19 protein-coding genes are annotated in these 26,563 nt (G+C 54.5%); 2 read left to right on the top strand and 17 right to left on the bottom strand.

Annotated features, from left to right (window positions below; translation table 11 throughout):
- Window positions 1–107: 107 nt before the first annotated feature.
- The 14 genes from B0G52_RS08965 to B0G52_RS08900 all read right to left on the bottom strand — a co-directional run bounded on the left by B0G52_RS08965 (window position 108) and on the right by B0G52_RS08900 (window position 21,252).
- On the bottom strand, window positions 108–1,670 hold the full coding sequence (locus B0G52_RS08965) for a response regulator (RefSeq protein WP_094043282.1): 1,563 nt from the start codon (window positions 1,668–1,670) through the stop codon (window positions 108–110).
- Complete coding sequence (locus B0G52_RS08960; RefSeq protein ID WP_143762542.1) at window positions 1,645–3,540, bottom strand: sensor histidine kinase; 1,896 nt, start codon at window positions 3,538–3,540, stop codon at window positions 1,645–1,647. Before B0G52_RS08960 ends, B0G52_RS08965 begins: the two co-directional genes overlap by 26 nt.
- Window positions 3,541–3,655: 115 nt before the next feature.
- A complete protein-coding gene (locus B0G52_RS08955) occupies window positions 3,656–5,362 on the bottom strand; it encodes a type 2 periplasmic-binding domain-containing protein (protein WP_369827029.1) in 1,707 nt (568 codons plus the stop codon).
- A gap of 97 nt (window positions 5,363–5,459) precedes the next feature.
- The gene (locus tag B0G52_RS08950; RefSeq protein WP_094043276.1) at window positions 5,460–6,350 is read right to left on the bottom strand and encodes a carbohydrate ABC transporter permease; all 891 of its coding nucleotides are present in this window, start codon (window positions 6,348–6,350) and stop codon (window positions 5,460–5,462) included.
- A gap of 17 nt (window positions 6,351–6,367) precedes the next feature.
- Window positions 6,368–7,330 (bottom strand): ABC transporter permease, encoded by a 963-nt coding sequence (locus B0G52_RS08945; protein WP_233162498.1) that lies wholly within the window; start codon window positions 7,328–7,330, stop codon window positions 6,368–6,370.
- Window positions 7,331–7,708: 378 nt separating this feature from the next.
- Window positions 7,709–9,475 (bottom strand): sensor histidine kinase, encoded by a 1,767-nt coding sequence (locus tag B0G52_RS08940; protein ID WP_233162496.1) that lies wholly within the window; start codon window positions 9,473–9,475, stop codon window positions 7,709–7,711.
- A 15-nt stretch (window positions 9,476–9,490) separates the two neighbouring features.
- Complete coding sequence (locus B0G52_RS08935) at window positions 9,491–11,068, bottom strand: response regulator (protein WP_094043272.1); 1,578 nt, start codon at window positions 11,066–11,068, stop codon at window positions 9,491–9,493.
- 50 nt (window positions 11,069–11,118) lie between these two features.
- Entirely contained in the window at window positions 11,119–12,798 is a 1,680-nt protein-coding gene (locus B0G52_RS08930) for an extracellular solute-binding protein (RefSeq protein WP_094043270.1), read from the bottom strand.
- Between the two features lie 163 nt (window positions 12,799–12,961).
- A complete protein-coding gene (locus tag B0G52_RS08925; RefSeq protein WP_094043268.1) occupies window positions 12,962–14,665 on the bottom strand; it encodes an extracellular solute-binding protein in 1,704 nt (567 codons plus the stop codon).
- 74 nt (window positions 14,666–14,739) lie between these two features.
- Window positions 14,740–15,633 carry a carbohydrate ABC transporter permease gene (locus B0G52_RS08920; RefSeq protein WP_094043266.1) on the bottom strand — a complete coding sequence of 298 codons (894 nt, stop codon included), beginning with the start codon at window positions 15,631–15,633 and terminating at the stop codon, window positions 14,740–14,742.
- Between the two features lie 36 nt (window positions 15,634–15,669).
- Window positions 15,670–16,650 carry an ABC transporter permease gene (locus B0G52_RS08915; protein WP_094043264.1) on the bottom strand — a complete coding sequence of 327 codons (981 nt, stop codon included), beginning with the start codon at window positions 16,648–16,650 and terminating at the stop codon, window positions 15,670–15,672.
- A gap of 237 nt (window positions 16,651–16,887) precedes the next feature.
- Window positions 16,888–17,832: a DoxX family membrane protein gene (locus B0G52_RS08910; protein WP_094043262.1), complete on the bottom strand. Its 945-nt coding sequence runs from the start codon at window positions 17,830–17,832 to the stop codon at window positions 16,888–16,890.
- Between the two features lie 38 nt (window positions 17,833–17,870).
- Window positions 17,871–19,175 carry an ArsB/NhaD family transporter gene (locus B0G52_RS08905; RefSeq protein WP_094043260.1) on the bottom strand — a complete coding sequence of 435 codons (1,305 nt, stop codon included), beginning with the start codon at window positions 19,173–19,175 and terminating at the stop codon, window positions 17,871–17,873.
- Window positions 19,176–19,749: 574 nt separating this feature from the next.
- Window positions 19,750–21,252, bottom strand: coding sequence for a DHA2 family efflux MFS transporter permease subunit (locus B0G52_RS08900; protein WP_094043258.1), 1,503 nt, complete (start codon window positions 21,250–21,252; stop codon window positions 19,750–19,752).
- A gap of 219 nt (window positions 21,253–21,471) precedes the next feature.
- On the opposite strand from B0G52_RS08900, the gene B0G52_RS08895 reads away from it, so the two are divergent.
- The gene (locus B0G52_RS08895; RefSeq protein ID WP_158223645.1) at window positions 21,472–22,095 is read left to right on the top strand and encodes a TetR/AcrR family transcriptional regulator; all 624 of its coding nucleotides are present in this window, start codon (window positions 21,472–21,474) and stop codon (window positions 22,093–22,095) included.
- A gap of 225 nt (window positions 22,096–22,320) precedes the next feature.
- Here B0G52_RS08895 and B0G52_RS08890 read toward each other — a convergent pair whose 3' ends face one another.
- Window positions 22,321–22,983, bottom strand: coding sequence for a phosphatase PAP2 family protein (locus tag B0G52_RS08890; protein ID WP_094043254.1), 663 nt, complete (start codon window positions 22,981–22,983; stop codon window positions 22,321–22,323).
- A 38-nt stretch (window positions 22,984–23,021) separates the two neighbouring features.
- The gene (locus B0G52_RS08885; RefSeq protein ID WP_094043252.1) at window positions 23,022–24,872 is read right to left on the bottom strand and encodes an LTA synthase family protein; all 1,851 of its coding nucleotides are present in this window, start codon (window positions 24,870–24,872) and stop codon (window positions 23,022–23,024) included.
- Between the two features lie 144 nt (window positions 24,873–25,016).
- On the opposite strand from B0G52_RS08885, the gene B0G52_RS08880 reads away from it, so the two are divergent.
- Window positions 25,017–25,313, top strand: a complete 297-nt coding sequence (locus tag B0G52_RS08880; protein ID WP_094043250.1) for a hypothetical protein — start codon at window positions 25,017–25,019, stop codon at window positions 25,311–25,313.
- Here B0G52_RS08880 and lplT read toward each other — a convergent pair.
- A complete protein-coding gene (gene lplT / locus B0G52_RS08875; RefSeq protein WP_158223644.1) occupies window positions 25,294–26,523 on the bottom strand; it encodes a lysophospholipid transporter LplT in 1,230 nt (409 codons plus the stop codon). The genes B0G52_RS08880 and lplT overlap by 20 nt on opposite strands.
- Window positions 26,524–26,563: the final 40 nt, after the last annotated feature.

Here is a 26,563-nt window from a genome sequence, read left to right as displayed (position 1 = left end):
AGCTTGAGTGGCTAGAATGGAACTGTAAATATATGAAATCAAAGTAATAGGAATACAATCCAGTTCACTATGTGAGCATTTATGCAACGCTAGTGCGCCAAGCGAGCTTATGTGCTTATTCCTGCCGAGCCGGAGACGCTTTGGCGATATTCCAGCGGAGTGACGCCGACCGTCTCCCGGAATACCCGGTTGAAGTGTTTCGTATTGTCGAACCCGGCCCGTTCGCCGATGTCCATCACCTTCAGATCGGTCGTCGCCAGCAGTTCCTTCGCTTTCTCGATGCGCACGTTTTTCAAGTATTGCACGAAACTGACGCCGACGAATTCCTTAAACGCCTGGCTGAAGTACGTGTAGTTTAGCGATACGTAGTTGGACACCATCGTCATGTTCAGATCTTTGGCATAATTGGCGTGGATGTATTCCAGCGCTCGATCCATATCTTTGCGATCCACGTGAATCGATCTGAGATGACGAATAAAATCGTTCAGCCCCAGCAGCAAATTTTGCACGCAATGAATGTAGTCCTGAATGTGCTCGAAATTGTACAAGCTGCCGGCCAGCTTATACATTTTGATGATTTCCACCGACGCTTCTCCGTAGGTGTGGAACACTTGATCGAAGATCGACTCGTTCAACAGGCGTCCTACCTCTTCGAAATAGCCGATATCCGCCCGGGCAAGCGCGTCCGCCGCGAACAGCTCCTGAAGCAGCGCCTTCATTTCGTTGACGCGGTCCGTCCCCATCATGTTCGCGAGCCTTCCGATCGTTCCGACCGGAACCGGGTACTCCCGCTCCCGCCGCGCCAATTGCTCGTAACGGATCAGGGCGTCGCCGGATCGGCCGAGCAGCAGCCGATATTTGAGCGCATGCCTCGCTTCCTCGTATTTGATTTTCAGCTCGCCGAGCCCTTCGCCTTTCGCGCTGAGCCCGGCTGAAAAGGTGCCTGATCCGCTCGATGCCGCGGAAAGCTCCTCGACCATGCCCGTCAACAGTTTCTCCCGGGCGGAGAGAACAACGAGCCGACCTTCCTTGTCCTCCAAGCAAAGATACGCCTCGTCTTTGCCGGCCGCGGCCAAATACTCCGTTCCCTTGATCACGATTCGTTCATGACCTGCCGTATCCAGAATGCCCACCCAATAGTCGAACTCGAAGTCCAGAAGACCGGCCTCGCGCGCCAACCTCTCAACCTCTTCTGAACCAAGCTCCGGCGCCGACCAGATGTGCCGCAGCGAACTGATTCTCATCCCGTTGCGATATTTGTCCGTCTCGCCGAGTCGGTCGCGAAGCGCATCCCGCTCCCGCAGCTCGGAATCGGCTTTGCCCAGCGCCGCGAACAGGTCGTCGCGCACGATCGGCTTCAGCAAATATTCTTTGACTTTATGCTTAATCGCTTCCTTGGCGTACTGAAAATCGTCGTATCCGCTCAAGATCAGCAGCACCGGCGGATTGCCAAACTCCGCCAGCTTCCGGATCAACTCAATTCCGTCCATGTGCGGCATTCGAATATCGGTCAGCAAGATTTCCGCCGGCTCCCGCCCGTGCTCCTCCAACGCTTGCCGTCCGTCGGCCGCCAGGCGGATCGAATACGCTCCCGGATACTCCCGTTCGATCATCGCCTTCAGCCCGAGCCTGATATTTTTCTCGTCATCCGCGATCAGCAGCTTCCGCATTAGCCGTCAATCCTCCGTTCAAAATCAAGCATGGGATGCGAAGCGTCACCCTGGTACAGCTCCCTGACTCGCTGTCGACCCGCAATCCGTATTCCTTGCCGAAATGCATCTGAATCCGGCTGTGCACGTTCGCCAGCCCGATGCCGTTGCCCTTGCCCGAGGCGTCCCGAGACTCTCCCTCGACTCCTCGTTCGATGCGCGCGTTCAGCTCCCTCACCTGTTCCGGGGAAATGCCCGCGCCGTCGTCAACGATCGAGATCAGCACCGCGTCCTCCTCTTTCTTCGCGCGGATCTCGATCGTCATCTCGGTATCCCCAAGTCCGTGCTTGATCGAATTCTCAACGACGGGCTGCAGCGACATTTTCAGAAGTTCCAGGTTCAAGTACGCCTCGGGAATATCCGTCACCAGACGAATCCGATCGTCGAAACGAATGTTCGCGATGCTCACGTAATTGCCGATATGCGTGAGTTCATCTCTGAGCCGGACGTATTCGCTCGTCCAGCGCATATTGTAGCGCATCATGCCGCCCAAAGAAGTAAGCGCGTTGGAAATCTCCCTTTGGTCGTTGATTTCCGCCATCATCTTGATGTTCTCCAGCGTGTTGTACAAAAAATGCGAATCGATCTGGTTTTTCAGCGTAGCCAGTTCCGCTTCCTTGGCGGCTGCCTGCTTGTTGACCGCTTCGGCGATCAGCTCGTTGATCTTGCGCAGCATTTTGCGGAAGTGGTGGGCCAGATCGCCAACTTCACCTCCGCCCCGGATGTCCAAGTCGATGCCGAAGTCGCCTTGACGCACTCTTTTCATCGAGTCGGTAAGCACGTGCAGCTTTTTGAGAATGATCGCATTCAAGTAGTACGTCGCAATCGCAAGGATGGCGAGCAGCACGACGTTGGCCCAAATTATCCGGTTGCGGGCGTCGTTAATGCCGTCGTAGACGGGCTTGAGCGACGCTACCTTCAGCATATAGGCTTCCAAGGGTTGAATATAAGAATAGACGCCCAAGTACGGCACTCCGCGCACAGTGAACGTAAAGCTGCCCTTCCCCTCCCCGCTCGACTTTAGCAATGCAAACTGCTTTCTCAAGGCTTCATCGTCCACCCCGTTCCGTTCCAAAAACGGATTCGCCGGATTGCGAATAATGTCCCAATTCCGATCGACCATAATCATCTGGGATTGTTCGTCCTGAAGCGGGCTGAATGTATTTGGAAAAGCGTTCGTAAGCAGCATATCGATCTGCAGTATGCCGACATGCGTGCCCTGCGGATACTGAATCTCCCGATAGAGTGACAATTTCGGGTTAAAATCCTCCTCCAGCCCGGGCCGGCTGCGAATCAATTCCCGGGTGGAGTGGCTGAATATCCATACATTCTGCTCGTTCGCTTCCATTACTGTCTCGTACCATGTATCCTGATGAATTCGACTTTCGTGATACAGAACGGGCAGCATCTCGTTTGTCGCCGGATTGCTTGCATAAATGCGAATGCGTTCGATGCTCGGGTTGTTATATTGAAGCCCGACAATATTTTGCAAGCTCTGTCGATTCAGTTCGAGAAGCTCCCACGCGCTGAGCACATTGGGGTCCAGCAAGTAGTCTTTGATCTCCCGATCCACCAAAGCCCTCTCCGCCGCCCGCTTCATCGTCTCCATATTATTTTTCAGGTTGATCTGCTCGATCTCCAGCGAATATTCGTGATTTTTCTTAAGCTCCTCCACCGCATTGCCCGTCTGCCCTTTGAAAATATACATCGAAATCAGCAAGCTCGGCAGCAGCATAATCAAAATGTAGGCAACAAGAAGCCTTTTCTGCAAAGTTAGCTGTTCCAGACGAAACGTCATTCTTTCCCATTTTCGCTTCCAATAGCGCAGCATCTTCGTCACATCACTTTCACGGCATCGTGCACTTATTCTATCACGAGCGGCCGTTTTTGCATCCGGAAATGTCCGAAAAACCCAGCGCAACTGGGTTTTTCGGAGCCGCTATCGCTTATTTCAGAAATTCTGCAAGCTTCTTCACGTTTTCCTCGTATTTCGTCTGACGGTAAGCCATCAGTTCGGCGAAGCCCGTCTTGTCGCGCTTGGCGATAAAGTCGTTAAACGTCTGGTCGAAGTCCGCTTCCGACTTGGCCAGCAACAGCTTCGGCAGCGCCTTGCCCCACTCCGTAGCAATTTTCTTGGCATTAATGCCTTCCTTGGAAGTGGCAGGCGGGTTGATCAGGTCGTACTGCGAATAGCTTTCCGTCTTGCCCTTCGTCCAGTCTTCCAGTTGCTTAAACGGCTCAACCGCAGGCGGCTGCCATTGCAACTGCATATTCGTATCCATCAGCATCCAGAATGTGTGCGAAGCGCCGTATTGCTTATCGAATGCGGAACGGTCCGTGTTCATCAGGTTCAGCGCTTCCGGCTTGAACTGGTCTTTGCCGTCGATTGTGTCGTAGGATACGCCTTTCTCGCCGAGATACATATCCTTCTGGCCTTCCTCGCTGATCAGATAGCTCAGGAACTTGATAGCGCGCTCCTTGTCCTTAACGTTCTTGGAAATCAGCGTTACCGTCCAGCCGGAGATCGCAGGACCGGCCAGCGTCGGCGCGTCCAGATTCGTATTCGCCGGACCGTCAACCGCGATGTAGACGGAGTTCGGGTCTTTGGCGTACAGCACGTTCTGCTGCGCGGCGAAGTCTGTGCGTTGGTACAGCATCGCGAAGTAGCGTCCTTGCGCGATTTTCTCTTCCATCTGTGCGCGTTTGTCGACAAATACGTCTTTGGAGATCAAACCGTCTTGGTTGGCCTGACGGAACGTCTTTAACCAGCGAACGTATTCCGGATCGGTCAGACGGTCGTACAGCTTGCCTTCTTTTTCCCTTGGCAACGCCAGGTAATGAGACAGGTAGGACGAATCTTGCCCAACGTCGAAGAACGAGTAGTTGCCGTCTTCGCCGAATTCGTGGAAGCCGATCGGAATGAGCGGTTGGCCGTTCACTTCCGGGAACTTCTCCTTGGCCATCTTAAGAGCGTTAAGGAAGCCTTCCGGCGTCCGCATGTCCGGGCTGCCGATTGCTTCATACATATCTTTGCGAACGACGAACGTTTGGTTCGACGTAAACTGCGTGCCGAAATTTTTGAAATCCGCCGGGGACGAGGACGCGTTCGGATACACATACGTTTTGCCGTCTGGCTGTGCGTACCAGCTCAGTTTGGCGCCGTCGGCGACTTTGAAGAAGTACGGATCGTATTGATCGGCGAGATCGGTGAGCGATTCGACAAGGCCGCCCTCGATCATCTTCTTCACGCCTTCTTCCCACCAGCCGAGCGTAATGAAGTCAGGCAGTTGGTTCGCCGCGATCATCGCGTTCAGCTTCTCGTTCTCGTTACCGGCCGGAACGACCAGGTTCAGGCTGACGCCCGTTTTCTTCGTAATGTACTGCGACGTCGGGTCTACGCCCCATTTGTTCGGGAACCAGGCAAAGTTCAAATACCAGTCGAACGTAATCGGCGACGTATCGGACTTCCAGCCCGCCTCATCTGCAGCCGGCTGCTCTGCGCTGGCGCTTGGGCTTTCCGCGTTGGAAGCGGAGGGTTGGCTGGCGGAAGCGCTTGGACTGCTGCTCGCCTCCGGTTTGTTGTTGCCGCCCGAACAGGCGACGACCGTACTCATCAGCGCTGCGACCATCGTTAAACTTAGCCACTTTTTCATCGTCATACCCCTTTGATTCATATTTTGAGTGAATGTTGTATGAGCATTCCCTTGCGGGAAAGTAAAACCGGTTGTTAACTCGCGATCGAACATAAACTTAGCCTTTAAGGGAACCAATCATCAGTCCCTTGACGAAATAGCGCTGCAGGAACGGATACGCGACGATGATCGGAACGGTCGTAATGACCATGGTCGCCAGCTTGATCGACTGCGAGGTGACGGTTCGGTTGATCGCGCCCCCGGTCGCTCCGACAATCTGATTGGAGCTGGACTGGGCGATGACCCGGTACAGGAACGTCTGAATCGGCTGCAAATAATCGCTGTTCGTATAGAGAACTCCGACAAAGTAGTCGTTCCACTGCCAGACGCCGTGGAATAAGGCGATCGTAGCAACGACGGGCAGCGACACCGGAAGCACAATGCGCACGAAGATCGAGAAGTCGTTGGCCCCGTCGATCTTGGCCGCCTCCTCCAACCCGTCCGGAATTTCCCGGAAGAACGTCAGGAAAATAATGAGATCAAAGAAACTGAACATCGCCGGGTAGATGTACACCCCAAATGTATCGAGAAGCCCAAGGTCCCGCAGCCACAAGTAGTTGGGAATGAGCGGGGCGCTGAAGAACAGCGTGACCGTCCCCATCACCATGTAAAGCTTGCGGAACATTAGCTCCTTGCGGGAAAGAGCGTAGGCGACCATCGCGGTAAAGAAAACGTGAATTACCGTTCCGATCAGCGTCTTGGATACGGTAATGCCCATTGCGGTCATTATGCCCGCGTTGGAGAAGACGATCTCGTAATTTTCCAGACTGAACTGGCGCGGAATCCAGTAGATCAGCCCCCCCGTCATCGCATCCGTGCCGTCGTTAAACGAATTGACGAGCACGTACCAGATCGGGTACAGCGTCACGAAGCAGATGATCAGCATCCCGACGACGTTAAGACGGTCGAACCACAATTCTCCGCTTGTTCTACGGTCACTCGTAAACATGTTTCTCACCGCCTTGGCTAGAATAAGGAAGATTGGTTCATTCTCTTCGAGAAGGAATTCGCAAGAAGCAGCAGGAAGAGAGCAATGAGGCCTTTGACCAACCCTACCGCGGCAGAATACGAGAACCGCCCTTGCTTGATACCGATTTCATAGACGTAGATGTCGATAACGCTGCTCATGCTTTCGTTCACCTGGTTTTTCAGCACGAGAATTTGATCGAAGTTCGAATTCAGGATGCTGCCGACCGCCAAAATGAACAAAATCGAAATCGTACCTTTAATGCTTGGAAGCGTGACGTACCGCATTCTTTGGAACCTGCCGGCTCCGTCGATCGTAGCCGCTTCATACAGCTCCGGCGAGATGCTCGCGATGGCGGCGATATAGATGATGGCCGACCAGCCGAACTCCTTCCATATATCCGACGCGATCACGATTGCCCAGAAATATTGCGGCTCGCTCAGATAGAAGATCGGCTCCTTAATCAGCCCAAGCCCCATCAACACATCGTTGACGACGCCGACATCCGCCAGCCACGAGATCAGAATGCCTCCGAGAATAACCCACGACAGGAAGTGCGGCAAGTACGTAATCGTCTGCACAATCCGGTTAAACCTCAAGGAGCGAAGCTCATTCAAAAATAGGGCGAAAACGATCGGAATCGGGAAACCGATGAGCAGCTTCAGCAAGCTGATTCCGAGCGTATTCCGAATGACCTGGAACATCATATCGTCCTCGAAAATCGCCTTGAAATGCTCCCAGCCGACCCATGGCGCGTTCTTGATTTCCCCGATGCCGATATACTGCTTAAAGGCGATCACGATGCCGTACATCGGCGCATAATGGAACAGGAGCATCCAAGCGACGCCGAGCAGCGCCATGACCTGCAAATACCGCTGGCCGTAAAATTTCCGCAGCAGACTCGTCCTTCTTCTGTTGTCAGGCTTCCGCGCAGGGACTTGAACTTCCGCGTTAGCTTCCATAACCGGCCACATCCTTTGTGAACTCGTACCTGTAAACACTTTCTTTCCCGAGTATAAACAGTTCCAGCCGAAAGCATAAGGCTTCAAATTTCGCTGAAGGTTGCATTTTTTCAGGTGGGGAGGACAAGGTATTGTGGCTGAAAAATAAAAAAAGAGCATGTCCCCCCTAGGGCGTGTATGCAAACCCGCTCAGGGGCATCTATCACCGCCTTTTCGCCCCCTGCTGCGTCACTTTTGCTTGACGTACCCCCGGTACGCCTTCACAAAAGTTCCTTGCATGGAACGAAAATTCGGCAATATCTGCTTTCCTCGGAGTATGCATACACGCCCTAATTTAGAAGGAGCATGCCCTTTCGATTCCGTCGATTATTCGGTTAACTAAGACGCGTTCAGACCTTCTTTTCCCGCCGTATGGACTTTGCGCTTCTTGGCAGGAATCCGCAGCAGCACGGTCGTGCCGACGCCCCGCCTGCTGAAGATGGAGACGCCGTACTCGGGCCCGTATTGCAGCTTGATGCGCTGATCGATATTCCGGATTCCGTAGCCGGTCTCGCTCTCGGTCTCGCTCGGGGGATTCAGAATGTCCCTGATTTTCCACGGCGGCATTCCCAGGCCGTCGTCGATAATCCGGTAATGGATTTCCTCCCCCTCCTTGCGCACGGCCACGCGGATATGAATGCGATCCCCTGACCAAGCATGCTTAAGCACGTTCTCGATGAACGGCTGCAGAATGATCTTGATCGTCTCGTAGGGCCATACGGCTACGTCGACGTCGAACAGCACTTCCAGCCGATTTCCATATTTGACTTTCTGGATGTCCAAATACGCGTTCGACTGCTCGATCTCAGACGAGATCGGAATGAGTGTGCGACCCGAATTCAGCGTCAGCCGGTAAAACTTCCCGAGCTGCACGACCATCTTCTGCAGCTTCTCGTTCTCCCCGAACTTGGCCAGACGGTTGATCGAGGACAGCGTATTGTACAGAAAATGGGGATTGATCTGCAGCTGCAGCATCTCCAGCTCCGCTTCCTTCTTCTGCAGCTGCGTCAAATACACCTTGTTGATCAACGCCCCGACGTCCTCGCCCATTCCGTTCAGGGCGGTGGCGATCTGGGAAAACTCGTCCTTGCCTTTATAGGCGATGCGCTTGTGCAGGTCGCCTTCGCGGAACGCGTTAAGCACCGACACGAACTTCGTGATCCGCTTGGAGAAGTACCGGGAGATGAACACGCCCGCGAACGTAAACAGGAAGAAGCAGAGCACGCAGATGCCGATGATGAACGTCGTCACCTTCTTCGCTTCCTGCGCGATAATCGTCACCGGAACGCGCGCGACGATCGTCCACCCTTGCCGCTGCATTTTCTCCTCGATCGTAATATAGCGATTGTCCTCCGCCTCGGGCTGGTCGACCATCGACTCGGGAACTCCCGAAGAATACATCACATTGCCGGACGAGTTTTTCACGAGCAGCATGCTGCCTTCCCCGAGCTTCTCGAAGTCGACGCTCTCGAACAGCTCCTTCAAGTCTACGCTGAACCGCATCATGCCGAGCTCCTCGAGCTCAAGCGGATTCGAAGTGTCGACCAGCCGCCGAATGAGCGAGATTCGCTTCTCTTCCGCGTCTTCCTCCGCCTGCATCCACACCATCGTCATGCCGTACAGCTCTTCAGGAAAGTTCACGTACCAGGGTTTGTCCTTGATCCGTTTCATATGATAGATGTTGTACGTCTGCTCGGGATATACCTCGTTCACGGTCTGATTGTGCACGTATACGCTCAACCGCTGATTGAACCCGATCGACCGGGAGGCGCTCTCCAGCTTCGGAATAATGATCTGCCTCATTCGGTAATCGTTCGCCCGTCCGGTCTCTATCGCGCGCAAATTTTGCACGAGATTGTAATCGTCGTACAGCATGGACGAAATACGGGTCATATCGTCCGTTCTGTACGCGACGTTGTCCCGAATTTGCAGCACCGTTCCCTGAATGTTCGTCCGAGTCTGCTTGCGCATCGACGAATCGTACATGGAATGCGAGACGTATCCGTTGACCGATACGAGAATCACGATAAATATCATATAGGAGATCATCAGCTTGTATCCGATCGGAATATAGCCGAGCCTCTTTCTTTTCTTCGGAATACGCATCGCCGGCGACCTCCATCATTGCTCCCGCTTGCGGTACTCGAGCGGCGTCATGCCGAACTTATCCTTGAACTGCCTGCTGAAGTACGGCAGATAGCGATAGCCCACCTGGTCGGCCACTTCGTAGATTTTGATGCCCGGTTCCTTGAGCAGCTCGCACGCACGCTCCATCCTCAATTGAACGAGCAGTTCGTTGAACGTATGCCCGGACTTCTCCTTGATCAGGTATCCGAAATAGCTCGGCGAGAACGGAAAATGCTTCGCGAAATCCTTCAGCGTAATATTCTCGCTCATCCGCTCTTTAATCATATTAATAACGCTGCGAATGAACTTGCCGTTGGCGGAGTTGTTCTTATCGTGCAGCTTCTCCGATATTTCGTAGATCCGGTGAACAAGCCACGAGCGAATATCGTTAACGGTTTCGAATTGCAGCAGCACGTCCAGATTTTGCAGCTCGATATCGAGCAGCTCGAACAAATTCTCGTTGGCAAGGCTCAGCCGCTGCTCCAGGTTCCAAATGATATAATTGGACAGATTCAGCACCGTGAACTTGGAGCGCAGGCTTGACAACGATTGGAACAGGTTCTCGAATTCGTCGTAGATGCGCACGAGATTATACTCCTGCATCGCCTTGAACAGCGCTTCCATGCGGGCGTCCAGCGTCCGCGCGTCCAGCATCTCGGGCTCCCGCCGCACCTCCTCGTACTTGATGACCGTCCCCTTGCCCAGAAACATTTTCCCTTCCACCGCTTCGATCGCTTGCTGGTACGAGGAATGGAGCCTGGCCAGCGCATGTACCGGCTCGCCCGCTCCGGTCGTGACGGAGATCGGCAGCCGCCTTCTGATCGAATCGTACACCGACTGAAGCGCCTTGTCGAAGCCGTTCTCCTCCAGCACGAGCGCGATTCTCGTCGTGCTCAGCTTGCAATACGGCACGTTCCCCGCGCCTTCGAGCGCGGCGTTGACCTGCTCCAGGAAAATTCGCGACATCTCCAGCTGCGCATTCGGAGTCTCCGCATACTCCCAGGCCAGCTTATCCATCTCCATCACGGCCACGCGAACGGGCCAAGCCAGCTTATTAAGTCCGTATGCGGCCAATTGCTTCGGCCAATCCGCGCCGCCCTCTCCGGTGTCCCCTTCGAACAGACGCACGAGCAGGTTGCTCTTGGCGATTGGAATCATCCTCTGGTAGGACTCCTCGACCTCTCGCTGCTTGCCGGCTTCTTCGAGATCGTGCTTCACCTTCTTCAGCGTCGCGACCAGCTCGGCGTCTTCCATCGGCTTCAGCACGTAATTGTACGCCTTCAACGATAGAGCCTGCTGCACATAGCTGAACTCCTGGTAACCGCTGACGAAAATCACGCGAAGATTCGGCGACCGCTCCAACGCCGATCTGGCCAACTCCAGTCCCGACATATACGGCATATTGACATCGCTTACGAGAATGTCGATCGGACGGCTCTCGATGATGTCTTTGGCGGACAGGGCGTTGTTGGCGGCTCCCGCCACCTCCATGCCCAGTTCCTCCCAAGGAATAAACCTCTGCATCCCTTCGAGATCCAACTCCTCGTCGTCCACCAGCAGAACCTGATACATGCGCGTCCCCCCTATTTTTCCATCCTCCGGTTATGCCTGGTTACGCAGACTTACTCCTCTTCAAGCTTCTGCAAATTCCAGTGCCATCTGTCCGTAATGTAATCCAGATAGATCTGGAACCCGATCTCCATCGACTGTTCGTGCGCATTGTCGAGAATCTTGTCGACCTCCCCGTCCGACGTGCCGAATACGGCGTCCGCCCGGGCTTTCAGCCAGATCTCTTTGACCCTGCGGTGAATCGAACCCACGTCCGTATCGGGCATCGGATGAAGGTTGATAAACGGCGTTGCGTCCCCTTGGGAATTCCATGTAATCTTTTTCTGCCAATAGGTGGCCCAGTTCTGCTTCTCCTCCGGCAGCGTCTCTTCGAACTCGCCCTTCGTCTTATCGAGGAAAGTCGTGTTGCCCGCCCAGATCATATCCCCGGATACGGATTGGATTTTGGCGAGCCCTTCCGGGTCCTCACTGTATTTGGCCGTAAAAGCGGGCGTGATGCCGTCCTCCTTGAAGCCGTTCCAGTAGCCGTCCGGTCCCGGCGGTCCCCACATCTGCACGGAAGATCCTTCGGGCCCCGTCATCCAGTCGAGCATCGCGAAGATCGCTTCCGGATTGGCTGCGCTCGTCGTAATCGCAGAGACGTTCCAGCCGAGCAAGTTGTACGTTCCCGGATAGATCTTGCTCTTGTCCAAGCCGCTCTTATAGATCGGTTCGATGAAAAAATAACCGTCGCCGGGATCTTTGCTGGAAAGCTCCGCGTTGGCCGGCATAGCCAGCTTGACCGGGTCGGCTCCAGCATATACGGCCACATGCCCGCTCATCAGCTTCTCGGCGATCTGTTCTTCCGTCTGGGTGAATGCGTCCTGCGTCATCAAGCCTTCCCGCATCAGCTTCGCGACGTACTTGGCCGAATCGCGGAACCCTTGGTCCTTGTAAATCGAAGTCATTCTGTCTCCGGTCACGACCGCATAGTAGCGAGTGAAGCTGAAATTGTCCTCCTTGAACGCCGAAAACAATTGATCGATGCCTTGCCCTTCTTTGGCAAGCCCCGTCTCGAACGGCACGACGTTCGGGTAATTCTCCTTCACCCGTCTCAAGTACAGATACAGGTCGTCCGTCGTCTCCAGCTTCGGCGAGCCGAGCTCCCTGTAGATTCTCTTATTGACCACGTACCCCGCGTTGCCGTAAGGACGATCCGTATAATAATTGGGAAAGTAATAAATTTTCTCGTCCGGCGAACGCAGCAGGTTCAATATTTTCGTCCCCGCCCACGTTCTTAGATTCGGATACTTCTCGATGTAATCGTCCAGAGGAACGAGCAGCCCGGCTTGGCGAAGACGCTCCAGGTCGGCGTCTCTCTGTCCCCAGATCAGATCCGGCAGCTTCCTGCTCGCGATCATCTTCTGCAGCTTCTGAGTGCCGTTTCCTTCCGGGCTGATTCCCTGCACATGAATTTTCTTGTTTTCTTGAATCCATTTCGAAGAGGGATCTCCTCCCCACTTCGGCATGTTGTAATAGCTGTAATGCGCGTAAAAGGATACGTTAAGCGGTTCCTTCCCCAGCTCGTATACGTCGCTCCATGGCCCTTCGGCCGCCGGCGGATCGACTCTCTCTGCCGAAGGTTGGAATGAATCCGGCGGATCGGATACAAGCTGCGTATCGCATGCCGCCAACGATAGCGCAATGAGCAGCGCCCCGGTTCTCCGAACGATTTGCCTTCCGACATTCCACATCTCGTTTCCCCCCATTGCGGCGCATGTGCGGGGAAGGTCTCTTCCCCCTAAATATCCTGCTATGATATAGAATAACAGAAACAGAGATATCCCCGAGGGGGGAATTTCTATCCTCGGGGGTACCTCTTCTCTACTGCAATGGTTTAACTCTGATCCTTATGCATTATTCTCCAAGAATCTTCTTGTTCTCAAGCCATCTTTCCGTTCTCCAGTCGAGCAACTTCTGATAGTTGAGTTTTTGAGCTTTCTCTTCCGCAGCGTCGAGAATTCTGTCGACATCCGCGTCGCTCTTGGCCGTAGCCGTCTCGGAGAGAATTTGCAGGAACAGGTCGAGCGTGTTTTGTCTGATATCTCCAAGCTCGCCGTCCGCAGGCGGCTCCAGATTGTTCCGGAACCCGGTAATGTCGTTGGACGAAGGCCACGTAATATCGCGCTGCCAACGAGCTGCCCAGTTCTGGTTCTCAAGCGGTTGCGTATCTTCGTATTTCGCTTTCGCTTTGTCGATGTACGAGCTGTTGCCCGCGATCATGACAGGATCGTTCTTCGCTTGGATGTCCGCAACTTCGACAGGATCGTAGTTCGCCGTGAAGTTCGGGTATCCGTTCTCGTCCAATCCGTCCCAGTTGCCGTCCGGCCCCGGAGCGCCGAAGAATTGAACCGACATGCCTTCCGGACCGGTGATCCAGTCGAGGAATGCGAAGATTTTCTCCGGATCTTTAGCCGATTTCGTAATAACGCTGACGTTCCAGCCCAGAGCGTCGTAGCCGCCTGCATAGATTTTCTTCGGATCAAGTCCCGCTTTGGCAAGCGGCCAGACCATGAAGTAGCCTGCGTTCGGATCTTTTTTCTTGAGCTCCATGTCGCCTTGCATGCCCCAAGTCGTAACACCGGAACCCGCATAGATGGCAACGCGACCCGTCAAAATTTTCTCTTGAACTTTACCTCTGTCTTGCGTGAACATGTCTTGGGAAATCAGTTTTTCGCGGTACAGCTTGGATACGAACTTTTGCGATTCGCGGAAAGCCGGATCCGTAAAGATGGAAGTCAGCTTGTCGCCTTCCGGAACGGCCAGCAGACTCGCTCCCAAGGATTGATACAGCCCGCCTTCCTTAAAGCCTGCGTAGATCAAACCGATGCCTTGCGCGTCTTGCGTGCGGTCCGGCTCGAACGGAATGATGTCTTCGCCGTATTTGGCTTTAACCGCTACCAGGTAGTTGTACAGATCGTCCATCGTCACAAGCGGCGGGGAACCGAGTTCCTCGTAGATCTTCTTGTTGACGACGTAACCCGCCGTGCTCGTCGGGTGATCCGTGTACCAGTTCGGGAACTTGTACAGCTTGCCGTCCGGAGCGCGAAGAATGTCCAGATACTTCTTGTCGAAGTACTTCTTCAGGTTCGGATACTTATCCAGGTAGTCGTCGAACGCGACCAACTGACCTGCTTCGTACAGACGGTTAAGATCCGGGTGGTACCGGTCCGTATAGATGAGGTCGGGAAGATCGCCGGAAGCCATCATCGTCGTCATCAACTGAGCGTGGTTGCCTTTGGCTTGGATCGCCGTAATATTGGTTTGCTTGTGTTCTTTAAGATATTTCCAGAAATGCACTTGCTCCATGTCCGCCGGGAAATCCAGCCAGCCATAGTGCGCATATGCGGAAAACGCGAGTGGTTCGGAGCCGAATACCCATCCTGCAGGCGCCTCTTCGCTGGCGCTCGGGCTGCTCTCCGCAGGCGTGCTGGCGCTGCTGCTGGGCGACGAGCTTGCTCCGCTGTTGGAGTTTTCCTTCTTGCTGCAGCCGGCAAGAATCACCGAAAGAAGCAGCACCGACGAGAGGATCAATAACGCCGGTTTTTTCAACTTCTTCATACTGATTTTACCCCTCTCATTTGGAAATCATTTATGTTCAAAGCGCCAAGGACGCTCCGAAACCGTTCTTTGGACTACTCTTTCAAGGAACCTACCATAACGCCTTTAACGAAGTATTTTTGAACGAAGGGATACACCAGGACGATCGGCAGCGTAACGACCATGATCGTCGCGTTGATCAGCGCCTTCGAGGTCAGCGCCTTCTTCGCCATCAGCTCCGCCGTCTTGCCGTCGAACCCCGCCATCTGATCGGCGACGAGATTGGCGTTCAGGAGCCGTCTGAGCACGGTTTGCACCGGCATCAAATCTTCTCTGAAAATGTAGATCGTCGGCATGAACCAGTCGTTCCAGTGGGCGACCGCCGTGAACAAGCCCAGCGTCGCGATGATCGGTCCGGAGAGCGGGAGCACGATCTTGAAGAACGTTCCCCAGTTGCCGCAGCCGTCGATCTGCGCCGATTCCTCCAGCCCTGCCGGCAAGCTCTTGAAGAAGGTGCGGAAGATGATCATGTTCCACACGCTGATCAAGGCAGGAATGATGAAGACCAGGAAGTTGTTCATCAATCCGAGCGATTTGATCAGGAGGAATGTCGGAACAAGTCCGCCTCCGAAATACATCGTGAAGATGAAGAACAGCATGTAGAACTTGCGCCCTATCAGATATGGCTTCGTCAGTCCGTAAGCGAGCAGCGCGGTCGCGAACACGGCGGATATCGTACCGACGATCGTACGGCTGATGGAGATGAAGAACGCGTTGAGCAAGTTCTTGTCGCTGAACACGACTTCGTAGTTGGCCAACGTGAAAGCTCTCGGCCAGATCGTGACTCCGCCTTTGGCCGTATCCAATCCTTCGTTGAAGGATACGACCAGACCGTTCCAGAACGGGTAGATGCAAGTTAACGATAATAATGCGAGAAAGGTATAGATGCAGATGAGCATAATGCGATCGCTATACCCGAGCCGTTTCATTCTCAACTTCGTTCTCCTCCTCGTATGTTGTGTCTCTTACCACAGACTGTTTCCGGATCTGCGAGCCAAATAGTTCGCCGTCGTCAGGAGAGCGATGCTGACTACAGCTTTGAACAAACCGACCGCGACCGCATACGAGTATTTCTGATTCTGTAAACCGACCCTATACACATAGGTATCTATTACATCCGATACGGGCCTGAGCCCCGGATCCTGAGCGAGAATCAGGATATCTTCGAAACCGGCGTTCAGGAAGTTGCCCATCGCGAGAATCATGAAGATGATGATGACCGGCATGATCGTCGGAATCGTAATCAGGTAGATCTGCTTGAACTTGCTTGCTCCGTCGATGTCCGCGGCCTCGTATAGATGCGGGTCGATCGCCGCGATCGCCGCAAGGTACACGATGGAGTTGAAGCCGATTTCCTTCCACACGTTCGTCGTGATCAGAATGCTCCAGAAATACTCGTGCATCGAGAGGAAGTGAACCGGTTCGTCGATCAGCCTCAGCTTCTGGAGCAGGATATTAATGCTTCCATTTTCCGTAGAAAGCAACGACATGACCAAGCCGCCCACGATAACCCACGACATGAAGTGAGGCAAGTACGTAATCGTCTGAACGACGCGCTTGAACGCCATATGGCGCACTTCGTTCAGCAACAGCGCCAGTATGATGGGCGCCGGGAACCCGATCGCGAATTTCAGGACGCTGACGATCAGCGTATTGCGCAGAAGCGTATCGAAATCGGGAGCATTAAAGAAAGCTTCGAAATGTTTGAATCCGACCCACGGATTGTCGAAAACTCTCGCTCCCGTGAAAACGTTGTAGTCCATGAACGCGGTAATTACGCCGTACATCGGGATGTAGGAAAACACGAAGATGAGCAGCAGTGCGGGCCAGACCATCAACTGGACGTCCAACTGCTTGAAGAGCCTGGATAACCAGCTCTTCTTTCCGACTAGGCCCGGGTCCGGCGGCGTTGCCGAGTAAGGCTGTTTCGTCATGGCTTGCGTCATGCATATCCTCCTAGTTCGATCAGTTTGTCTCTTGCTTCCAACCTTGTTTCGAACCTGTATCGTTCAAGTTCCTTCCGGTCGCCAGCTACGTTTACATTCTACCGTCGGGCAAAAGTTAAAACGATATAACAAAACCCCGATTGTTTATACTTAGCCACGATTTTGATAAAAAAAGAGGCCGATCGGAAAATCCGATCGACCTCTTCCTGTATTATCCGCTATTCCGAACCCGTCACTTCATGCAAACCTGTAGTACAACAGCAGGAAAGTCGCCAGCACAAGCAGGAAATTCAACGCCACGAACACGATACGCTCGAGCTTCGTCTTATGCATCTCCACCGGAGGTTTGTAGAAGCTCACCCCTTCGATAATAAACAACACAAGCACGATATGGATCATAAAATGGCCGACGATCTCGACGTAGCCGAACAGCATCGTCGTCATAATGAAGATCAGCGTGAGCACGATGGACAGCAGCCGGTTCAAAATGCCGACGACGAGCAAGTAGCCGACGACGAATTCGATGAATGCGGCGAGCACGACGAACACCGCCGGATCGAAACCAAACGTCGGCACGTTGTGGTGCTTGATGATATCCAGGCTCATCGCCGGGTAAATCCATTTCTCGACGGCCACCCAGCACAGGGACAAGCCCGTTCCCAGGTACAGCAGCGGAAAAGACCACTTCTGCAGCGGCGTGCGGTAGAATCCCAGCGCGGCTGCGATCGCCAGGTAGAAGCCGTAATCCAACATGTGGAACAGGCCGTACTCGCCGACATAATAGACGTACAGTCCGAACAGCGCGACGGAAGCGAGCTTGACGGAGAGATGGTGCGGGATGAGCAAGAGCACAATCGTCGCCCAGATGGTCAGCTCCAGCGCCCCTTCCGGGGAAGCGAATTCGGGAGCGAACAGCCCGCCCTCCAGAAGCGCCCACAGCAACGCGGCCGCCGTGCCGTACTGCAAAATCAGGAACGACCACGGCCTCAGCTTCTCGACCCCTTCGTCCAGCTTGCCGAGCGCGCTTATTTTCATAATCGAGGGCAGCAGCTGCGTCAGCGCGGCGAGCAGCAGGGCGACCGCCAGCGCCGTGCCCGCGAACACGGGAGACAGCACATTGTCCAACGTTTCCTTGACCGGGGTGACGTCGGTGAACCATTTAACATGCGCGTAAGCGATCATTGATGATCCATTCTCCTGTCGTTAGTTCATTATTTAAGCTACAGCAGCACGAAGTAGACGTAGACCGTCGCGATCGACATGGAGATGAGCGTCACGGGAATGCCGACCTTCATAAACTCGATGAAGGAAATCCGCTTCCCTTCGCGGGCGGCAATGCCGGCCACGATCAGATTGGCGGACGAAGCGATCAACGTGCCGTTCCCGCCCAAGCACGCGCCGAGCGCAAGCGACCACCATATCGGGAGGAGCGCTTCTTCGGACAATCCCAACTGGGCGCCCATATCCATAACCATAGGAATAAGCGTCGCGACGAGCGGAATGTTGTCGATCAACGCGGAAGCGATGCCCGCCCCCCACAGAATAATCATGGATGTGGACGTCAGATCGCCCTCGGTGAAGTTCAGCAGAGCCGTGGCCATCTGCTTGATGACGCCAACCTCGATCAAGCCGCCTACGAGCACGAAGAGCCCGGCGAAGAAGAAGATCGTCACCCATTCCACCGTGTGGAACACTTCCTCCAGATCCTTCTCCTTGGTGCCGATCAGCATGAGCAGCGTAGCTCCGGCGAAAGCGACGACAGCCGGTTCGATGTGGAAGAAACGATGCGTCAGAAACCCGATGATCGTAAGGGCGAATACGAACAAGGATTTCTTCATCAACGCCGCATCCTTAATATAACTCGCGGCATCGATGTTCATCAGCTTTTCCTTGTCCTCGTCGCTTACTTTCATCTGTTTTCCGTACAGCCGCTTTAAGTAGAACATAATAACGATCATGATTACGATAATCACGGGAGTCATATTCACGAGGAATTGATTAAAGGAAAGATTCGCAGCCGTGCCGATCATAATGTTCGGCGGATCGCCCACCAGCGTCGCCGCCCCGCCGATGTTGCAGATCATAATCTCCGTTATAAGGAACGGGATCGGGTTCAGCTTGAGCAGCCGTGTGATGGAAAAGGTAATCGGAACGATGAGCAATACGGTCGTTACGTTATCGATGAACGCGGAGCCGACCGCGGTCAGCAGCGCCAAAGTGACCAAAATCTTGACGGGCTCTCCCTTGGCCCGCTGCGCCGCCTTGATCGCGATGTACTGGAAAATTCCGCTGCGATTCGTTATCCCTACCAGAATCATCATGCCGATCAGAAGGAACAGCGTCTTCCATTCGATATGATGCGTATACGCGGCATGAAAATCAACCAATCCCAGCAGCACCATCAGCAACGCGCCTGTCAGCGCAATAACCGCCCGGTTGATTTTCTCGGAAATGATAATGGCGTATGTAGACAGGAAGATTGAAACCGCAATCAATATTTCCGTTAGATACACTTCTTCCTCCATAAGTTCCCCACTTCCCCATGAGCCTGTCTGACGCAATCAGCTATCGACAATCCGTGTTGTCCAATTCGTCAATATCCACTCCGTCGAACAGATTTTAGTATGATGTAAACCGTCTTCCCTAAAAATTATACTAAATTAGGGGGGAGGGGGTCTAGGTTAACTCCGAAAAAACGGGGAATTTTGTCGTTCTACCACATATTCGTCCGGATATTCTTCGGATTCGCTTGTTTGCGTCGCGGCTATCAGGTTTGCTCAGCTTCTCGATTATTGACATCGCCACACATGCGGAGTATAATTAACTCTTATGTGAAGATGTAACCCTCTGATTTTTCTTCGTACGGGTAATATTCCTCCGTTTCCCCACACATTCCTTATTTTCATCTAACGATCGGCTGCTGGAAGGAAACACGAATTCTCACTGGCGCGGCCACGGAGCCGCAAGAATGATAGAGAGGTAGGGCTATCGTTGTTTTCGTGATAGTGAATTCAGGAAGAATCGCGCGGTTGCGCTTCAATACACAAAGGGGCCGTTCCCCAAGCGCTGGCTTGGCGAACGGCCCCGTCCAATTTTAAATCAGTGCCCTACGATCATCGGAGCTTCGGCGCCAGGCGCGGACTCGCCTTCCTGTCTCTGCGGCTTGCGCAGCAGCAAGCCCAGAGCGGCCCCCGCCACGGCAATGAAGATAAGGATAAAGAACGTATGCCCGAAAGCCTCGGCGAAGATCGGCAGATCCGGCGCCGGCTTCTGCTGCTTCGTCATCAGATCCTGCATTCTCGTCGTCGAGATCGTCGTCAGCACGGCGACCGCGAACGACATCATGACCTGCTGCGCCGCGTTCGTCAGGGACGTTACCCGGCCGACAAGGTTCAGCGGAGCCGATTGAATCAGGTGCGTATTAAGCGGCATCATGAACAGACCCATCCCGGCTCCGAGCAATCCGAGCGGAAGCATGATCGCCAGCTTGCCGTCATCCGCCGAGATGTTGGACAGCAGCAAGGCCGCGACCGTCGTAATGGCCATCCCGACGATGACGAGCGGACGCGCTCCGAAGCGGTCGGACAGCTTGCCGCCGATCGGCATGAACAGACCCGAGGCGAGCGCCTGCGGCAGCATCATCAAGCCGGCTTCCATCGGCGAATATCCCTTGGCCTGCTGCAGGAACAGCGGCACGAGGAACAGCGTTCCGAACAGCGCGATCTGCGACACCCATTGCACGATAATTCCCTTGGTGAAGTTGCCCGAACGGAAGACGCGCAGCTCGAGCAGCGGATTCTGCTTGCGCAGCTCGACGATGATGAACAGAACGAGGGCGACAACCCCGATACTGACTCCGATAACGGTTGGAAGCTCGGTCCAGGTCGACTTCCCGGTCATCGGGTCGATGCCGCCTTCGGATACGCCGTAGACAAGCGCGGCGAACGCGAGCGGTCCGAGAATCATGCCGAGCCGGTCGAGCGAAGCGACCGCTTGGCGGCCGATATTCGGCAGCGTGCGGATGCCGAGCAGAATTCCGATCACGCCGATCGGAAGGTTGATCAGGAAGATCCAATCCCAGCTGTAGTATTCGACGAACCAGCCCGCCAGCACGGGGCCGAGCGCGGGAGCCAGCAGAATGGGAACGCCCATCATCCCCATGACCGCTCCGACCTTGCTCGGAGGAGCGAGACGGTATATGAACGCCATCGAGATCGGCACGACTACGCCGCCGCCGATTCCTTGCACGATCCGGAACGCAATCAGTTGCTCGACGCTCGTCGCCAGCGCGCACAGCAGCGAGCCGATCGTGAACAGTCCGATCGAGATCAGGAATACCCGCTTCGCGCCGAAGCGGTCCGACAACCAGCCCGCCAGCGGAATAACAGCCGCCTGTGCGAGCGCGTAGCCGATGACCGTCCACTGCACGAGCGTGAGGTTAGGCAAATTAAACTCTTCTTGAAGCTTGGGCAGCGCGACGTTAACGGCCGTTCCGTCCAAAATAACCATGAAAATGCCGATGATGATGGCGACCAGCGGTCCGAGAATGCCGCGTATCGAGACCGCGCTATCCTCCGATGCCTGCGCATTTGGGGATGACATATAAAACCTCCTATCCGAATGGGAGAGGCTTCCTTTGCGCGTTCTCTCTCTTCCATTGACCGTCGGAGAACGCGACGGTACAATAGAGTTATCCGGACGCTGCAACGAAAACCCGCGTTCAAAGCGGACAATTGTCCGCTTTACTTCGATGTTACCGGACATTTGTCCGGTTGTCAACATGTGGAAAGCGAACTTCTATCGATTGCGAGGTGGCGCATCGTGTCCGTCAGACGGGAACGCAGAGACGCGGTCGAGAATCGTCAGCTTATTCTCCAGACCGCTCACGAACTGTTCAGCGAATATGGCGTACAGCCGGTCAGCATGCACCAGATCGCCAAGACGGCCGGGATCGGACAAGCGACGCTTTACCGCAAATACGCCCACAAAGGCGATCTCTGCCTGGATATGCTGCACGAATACGGCGACAGGCTGATCAACGAGATCGATCGATATTTGGCAAGCAACACCAGCGCGCCGGCCTGGGAACGGCTGTCGGGCGTTCTGGATTATTGGATCGACGCGATCGAAGACAAAGCGGAGCTGCTTCTCGAGACCGAAGCGAAGATGAACTGCGCCGACGACCGGGGCAACTTCTTTCATTCTCCGATGTACCGTTTCTCCCGGGACAAAATCGCGGGGCTGCTGTCCGAGATCGCGGCGGACGATCCGGCGCCCGATTTCGATCCCGACTTTGCGGCCCATGCGATCATTTGCTCGATGTCCCCGGTAGGCTACTTTCAGATCAAGAAGGAGCGGGGCTATACCCGCGAGCAAATTAAAGAACATTATCGCCGGATGTTCGTCCTGACGGCGAGAGCGTCGTCCGTACGCCGCCAGGCTTAGGGTGTGTATGCAACCTCCGAAGATAGCAGATGTTGCCGAATTTTCGTTCCATGCAAGGAACTTTTGTGAAGGCGTACCGGGGGTACGTCAAGCAAAAGTGACGCAGCAGGGGATGATAGATGCCCCTGAGCGGGTTTGCTTACACGCCCTAGCAAGCCGCACCCACGCGAAAGGCCGAACTCCGGCAGAGGCTGATCTCTCTGCCCGGGTTCGGCCTTTTTCATTTTATGCCCCGAAGGTGCTCTTCTGGCGCTCGCGCGCCAGCTTCGCTCTCCGTTCGACCACGATGATCGCGGCCGTCACGACTTCGACGAGGAATACGGCGCCCAGCACGTCCATGATGACGTGTTGTTTCACGAACAAGGTGGACATAATGATAAGGCTGGACATTCCGGTAATGAGCGTTACGTTCCATTTGTTGCGGAACGAACTCGTCCAGATTGCCCTCATCACCATGTAGCTGGAGAAGCAGTGAATGCTCGGAAAGCAGTTGTAGGGCTGATCCCGATTGTAAATGTACTTCATCAACAGCGAGAACGGATCGTCCCCGATGACCGGAGGACGTGCGACCGTCGTCTGGAATACCGAGTAGATCAAGTAGCAGAGCAGCGCGCTGAGCGCGTAAGTCATCAGATTGCGGTAATACACGTTAACGTCCTTCTTGAAGAAGTAGAACAAGCAGACGTAGATGTAGAAAATCCAGATCGAATACGGCAGAGCGAACCATTTGACGAACGGGATCGTCTCGTCCACGGCAGTCGCCAAGCTGTATACTTCTTGGTTTTCAATGTTGTTGGTTAACGCGTACATCCATCCCAGCACGGGAAACATCAGCATCAGCAGCAACGGAGAGTACTTTTTCCAATCGATTCTTTTTATAAGGTTCACGCACTTACCCCCTGATCTATATTTATTGCGTCAACCGTCTATTCATGCTCAGGCAAGTGGCTCACGTAGCTGTTCGAAAGCCGCAAAAGCTCCAACGCTCGATTATATTCGTCTTCCGTCGAATCGGTCTCCGACGGCTGTTCCCCGTCGAACGGATAGCTGACCCCGTCCTCATAGCCCAGTCCCGGAACGAAGATGCCTTTGCCGTTCACGAAGGAGCCCGAAGGCAGATAGTATCTTTGCGGCAGCACATTGTCGGTATGATTGAGCAAATCCTGTCCGAAGTGAATATGCCCTTTCAGCGAGATCCCGAGAAGATTCGCCAGCGTCGGGAAGACGTCCACCTGGCCCCCGGTTTGAGGGAACACTTGCGGTTGCGCAGCTCCCGGAGCGGCAATAATAAGCGGGATGTTCAGCATTTCGGAGAAACCGTACTCGCGTCCGTATATTTCTTTCATCAGCTTTTTCTCGTGATCGGTAAGCGAGTAAATCGGCAACCCCAGATGATCCCCGTAGACGACCAGAACCGTATTGTCCCACAGGCCGATCTGCTTCAACTTCTCGATGAACAGGCCGACGGCGTAATCCGTATAGTTCTGAGCCTGGATGTAGTCGCCGACGAGCGTGTCCTTATAGCGGTCGGGCAGCTCGAAGCGGATTTTGCGCTCCGGCATGTTGAACGGATGATGGGAAGACATCGAGATGACTTGCGCGTAAAACGGCTTGCCGGATTGGCTCATCTTCAGCAGCTCGTCGGCCGTCTTCTCGTACAAAATTTCATCCGAAGGACCGAAGAACACCATATCGTCGTCTCCGAAAAATTCGGCGTCGTAATAGCGGTCGAATCCGAGTCCTTTGTACAGCTCCTTGCGGTTCCAGAATTGGACGTCGTTCGTATGGAACGTTGCCGTCTGGTAGCCGCGCTCCGCTAATTTCTTCGGCATGCTCGGCAGATCCAAGCCGCCGTATTCCTGCGCCGCCGCCCCATGCTGGGGAATATAGAAGGAGGTGTTGACGACGAATTCCGCATCCGACGTATTTCCTTGACCGACCTGCTGGTAGAAGCGCGGGAAATAGAGGTTATCCTTTGCCAGTCCGTTCAAGACCGGCGTCACTTCCTTGCCGTCGATTTGACGGTCGATCAGGAAGTTCTGGAACGCCTCGAGCTGGAGCACGATCACGTTCTTCCCTTCCGCCGCTCCCCAGTAGAGCGGGACAGCGGGCTCTTCGGTGCCTTTCAGGGCGGCGATCGCCTCTTCGGTCACCTTGCTCGGGTCCTCGATCTCCTGCGTGGCGCTGGCGATGACCGCATAAGCTTCGTAGTTCAGAATTCCCATGTTCTCGGCTTGCTTCAACTCGTTGATGCTGTCGCTGTGAGTCCATACCGTAGCGACGCTGCCGACGAGCGAGACGGCGAATACCGCCGAGACCAGCGCTCCGGACTCCCTTTTGGCAAGCGACTTCGCCCAGCCTCTGAACCTGCGGCTGACGTACAGCAGCAGAAGCACGACAATATCGGTATAGATGAACAGAAAATAAGGATGCAGCAGGGAGAAGACGCTCCCCTTCACTTCCGTTACCTGGTTCACTTGTTTAAGCGCATGATAGGTCACGATAACGCCGAAATATTTGTAGTACATAATCACGGCGAAGTAGATCGACGTAACAACAATGTTCACCGTCAAGTAGACGCCCAATTTTCGCTTCGGCGCGAACCACTCGATCAGACAGAACAGGATCCAAATGGAAGGAATGCCTGTCGCCAGTTGAAGCCAGATCGAAGCCCCGTCGAATACGACGAGCCGAGCCAGAAGGATTTTGAGCACCATAATGAGAGAGAAGAACACGAATGGCTTGGACAGCCACTCTCTCCATTTTGAAGCTTCCATTTCCGTTCACCCCCGAACCCTACTTATTATACAAAATGTTAACTGAGCGTTAAAGCCTTACATGCAGGAAGATTACCTAAAGGTTGGCTAAAGAAATTCGCTTCGCGTATAATGCAAGCATAAACTTCGAAAGGGGTACTCCCCATGGCCATTTCCTATACCAGATCCTATGATCATATTTTGGACGACTTGTCCCGGGCGCTAACGACCGTGCCGCAATTTTACGAAGCGTTCGAAATGGAAGAAAACGATTGGCAAGACCTGAGCAAGGACGAGCGCGAAGTGTGCGTCCGCACGCTCGCCGACGATCTGTTCTATCTGCTCGGATCTGAGCCTTCGGCGGAAGTCGGGCTCGGTACGGCGGAATACGACTCCGGCCACGCGATCATCAAGATCACGGCAGACGCCCAGCTCGTGCACGTCATCTCTTTGCGCGAATAAGGGCGTAGCTTTCCCTGATCTTGCCGAACTGGAACGCCAGGTAGATGAAGAACAGCGTCAATACCGCGCCGATGCCGACGACCGAATAGTTGACGGGCACTTCCATCTTCCTGAGCGTCAAGTACAGGAACAGGCCCACGACCGTCAGCGCGTTCTCCACGAAGTTCTGAACCGCGATCGTTCTTCCGGGGCCGACGAGGGCTTTGCCCTCCTCCTGCAGCATCGTGTTCAACGGGATGAGGAAAATGCCGCCCATGACGCCGGTCACGAACAGAAGCGACACCGTCAGCCACAGCTCGTTCGTGAAGTTCGCGGCCATGACCGCGCCGACCATCGCGATGCCGTAGAAGAATCCGCGGTACAGCCTTCCTTCGGGCACCAGCCTCGGCGTCAGCCAGGCGCTGGCTACGACTCCGAGCGCCGTCACGCCGATGATCATCGATTGCTGGTCGGTGTCCACGATGCCGAGGTTAAGCGGCAGCCAGGCGATCAGAGCGATCCGCAGCACGGACGCCGTCAGCCAGAACGCTCCCGTGCCGATCAGCGAGAAGCGGCTCCGGCGGTTGCGGAACAGCTTCACCGCGTCGCGGAAAAACTGTCCGGAAGCCGCCCGGTATCGAATGTCGGGATTGCCGGGTTTGACCGGAACGAGAAAGGTCATGGCCAGCGACAGCAGATAAATGAACAGACAAACGAGAATGGCCGGCAGATCGGAGCGGGCGGCCAGGAAACCTCCTGCGACCGTTCCGAGCAGAATGGCGAGAATCGTCGAGCCTTCCACCTGGGCGTTGGCCTTCAGCAGCTCTCCCTCCGACTTCGTCAGCTCCGACAATATTCCGTATTTGCCCGGCGAGTACACGACGGCTCCCACGCCCACGAAGAAGTAGCAGAGCGCCGGAGGCACTCCGAGGAGCAGCAACGTAATGCCGGTCGCCTTCATCGCGTTGCCGAGCAGCAGCACGTGAGACTTCGCCTTCTTGTCCGCGAACGCTCCGACGATCGGCGCGAGCACGACGTAAGCGACGAGAAACGCCATTTGTATGTAAGTGACCATGCCATCCGGGTCCGCGGCGCCTTCCCGCTTTACGAGGCCTACGATCAGGAAGAAATTCAAATTGTCCGCGAATGCGCTTAGAAATTGAGTCCATACGACCGCGTTAAGCGGTTTTATTTTTCTGAAGGAAGCAAACAAAATTTTCCACCCTTTCATATCAGCCCCCTTATTATACTCCTTCCCCCTTGATTGACAA

Source organism: Cohnella sp. SGD-V74, from assembly GCF_003001675.1.
Lineage (GTDB): Bacteria > Bacillota > Bacilli > Paenibacillales > Paenibacillaceae > Cohnella.
This window is presented reverse-complemented; position numbering and strand designations above follow the sequence as displayed.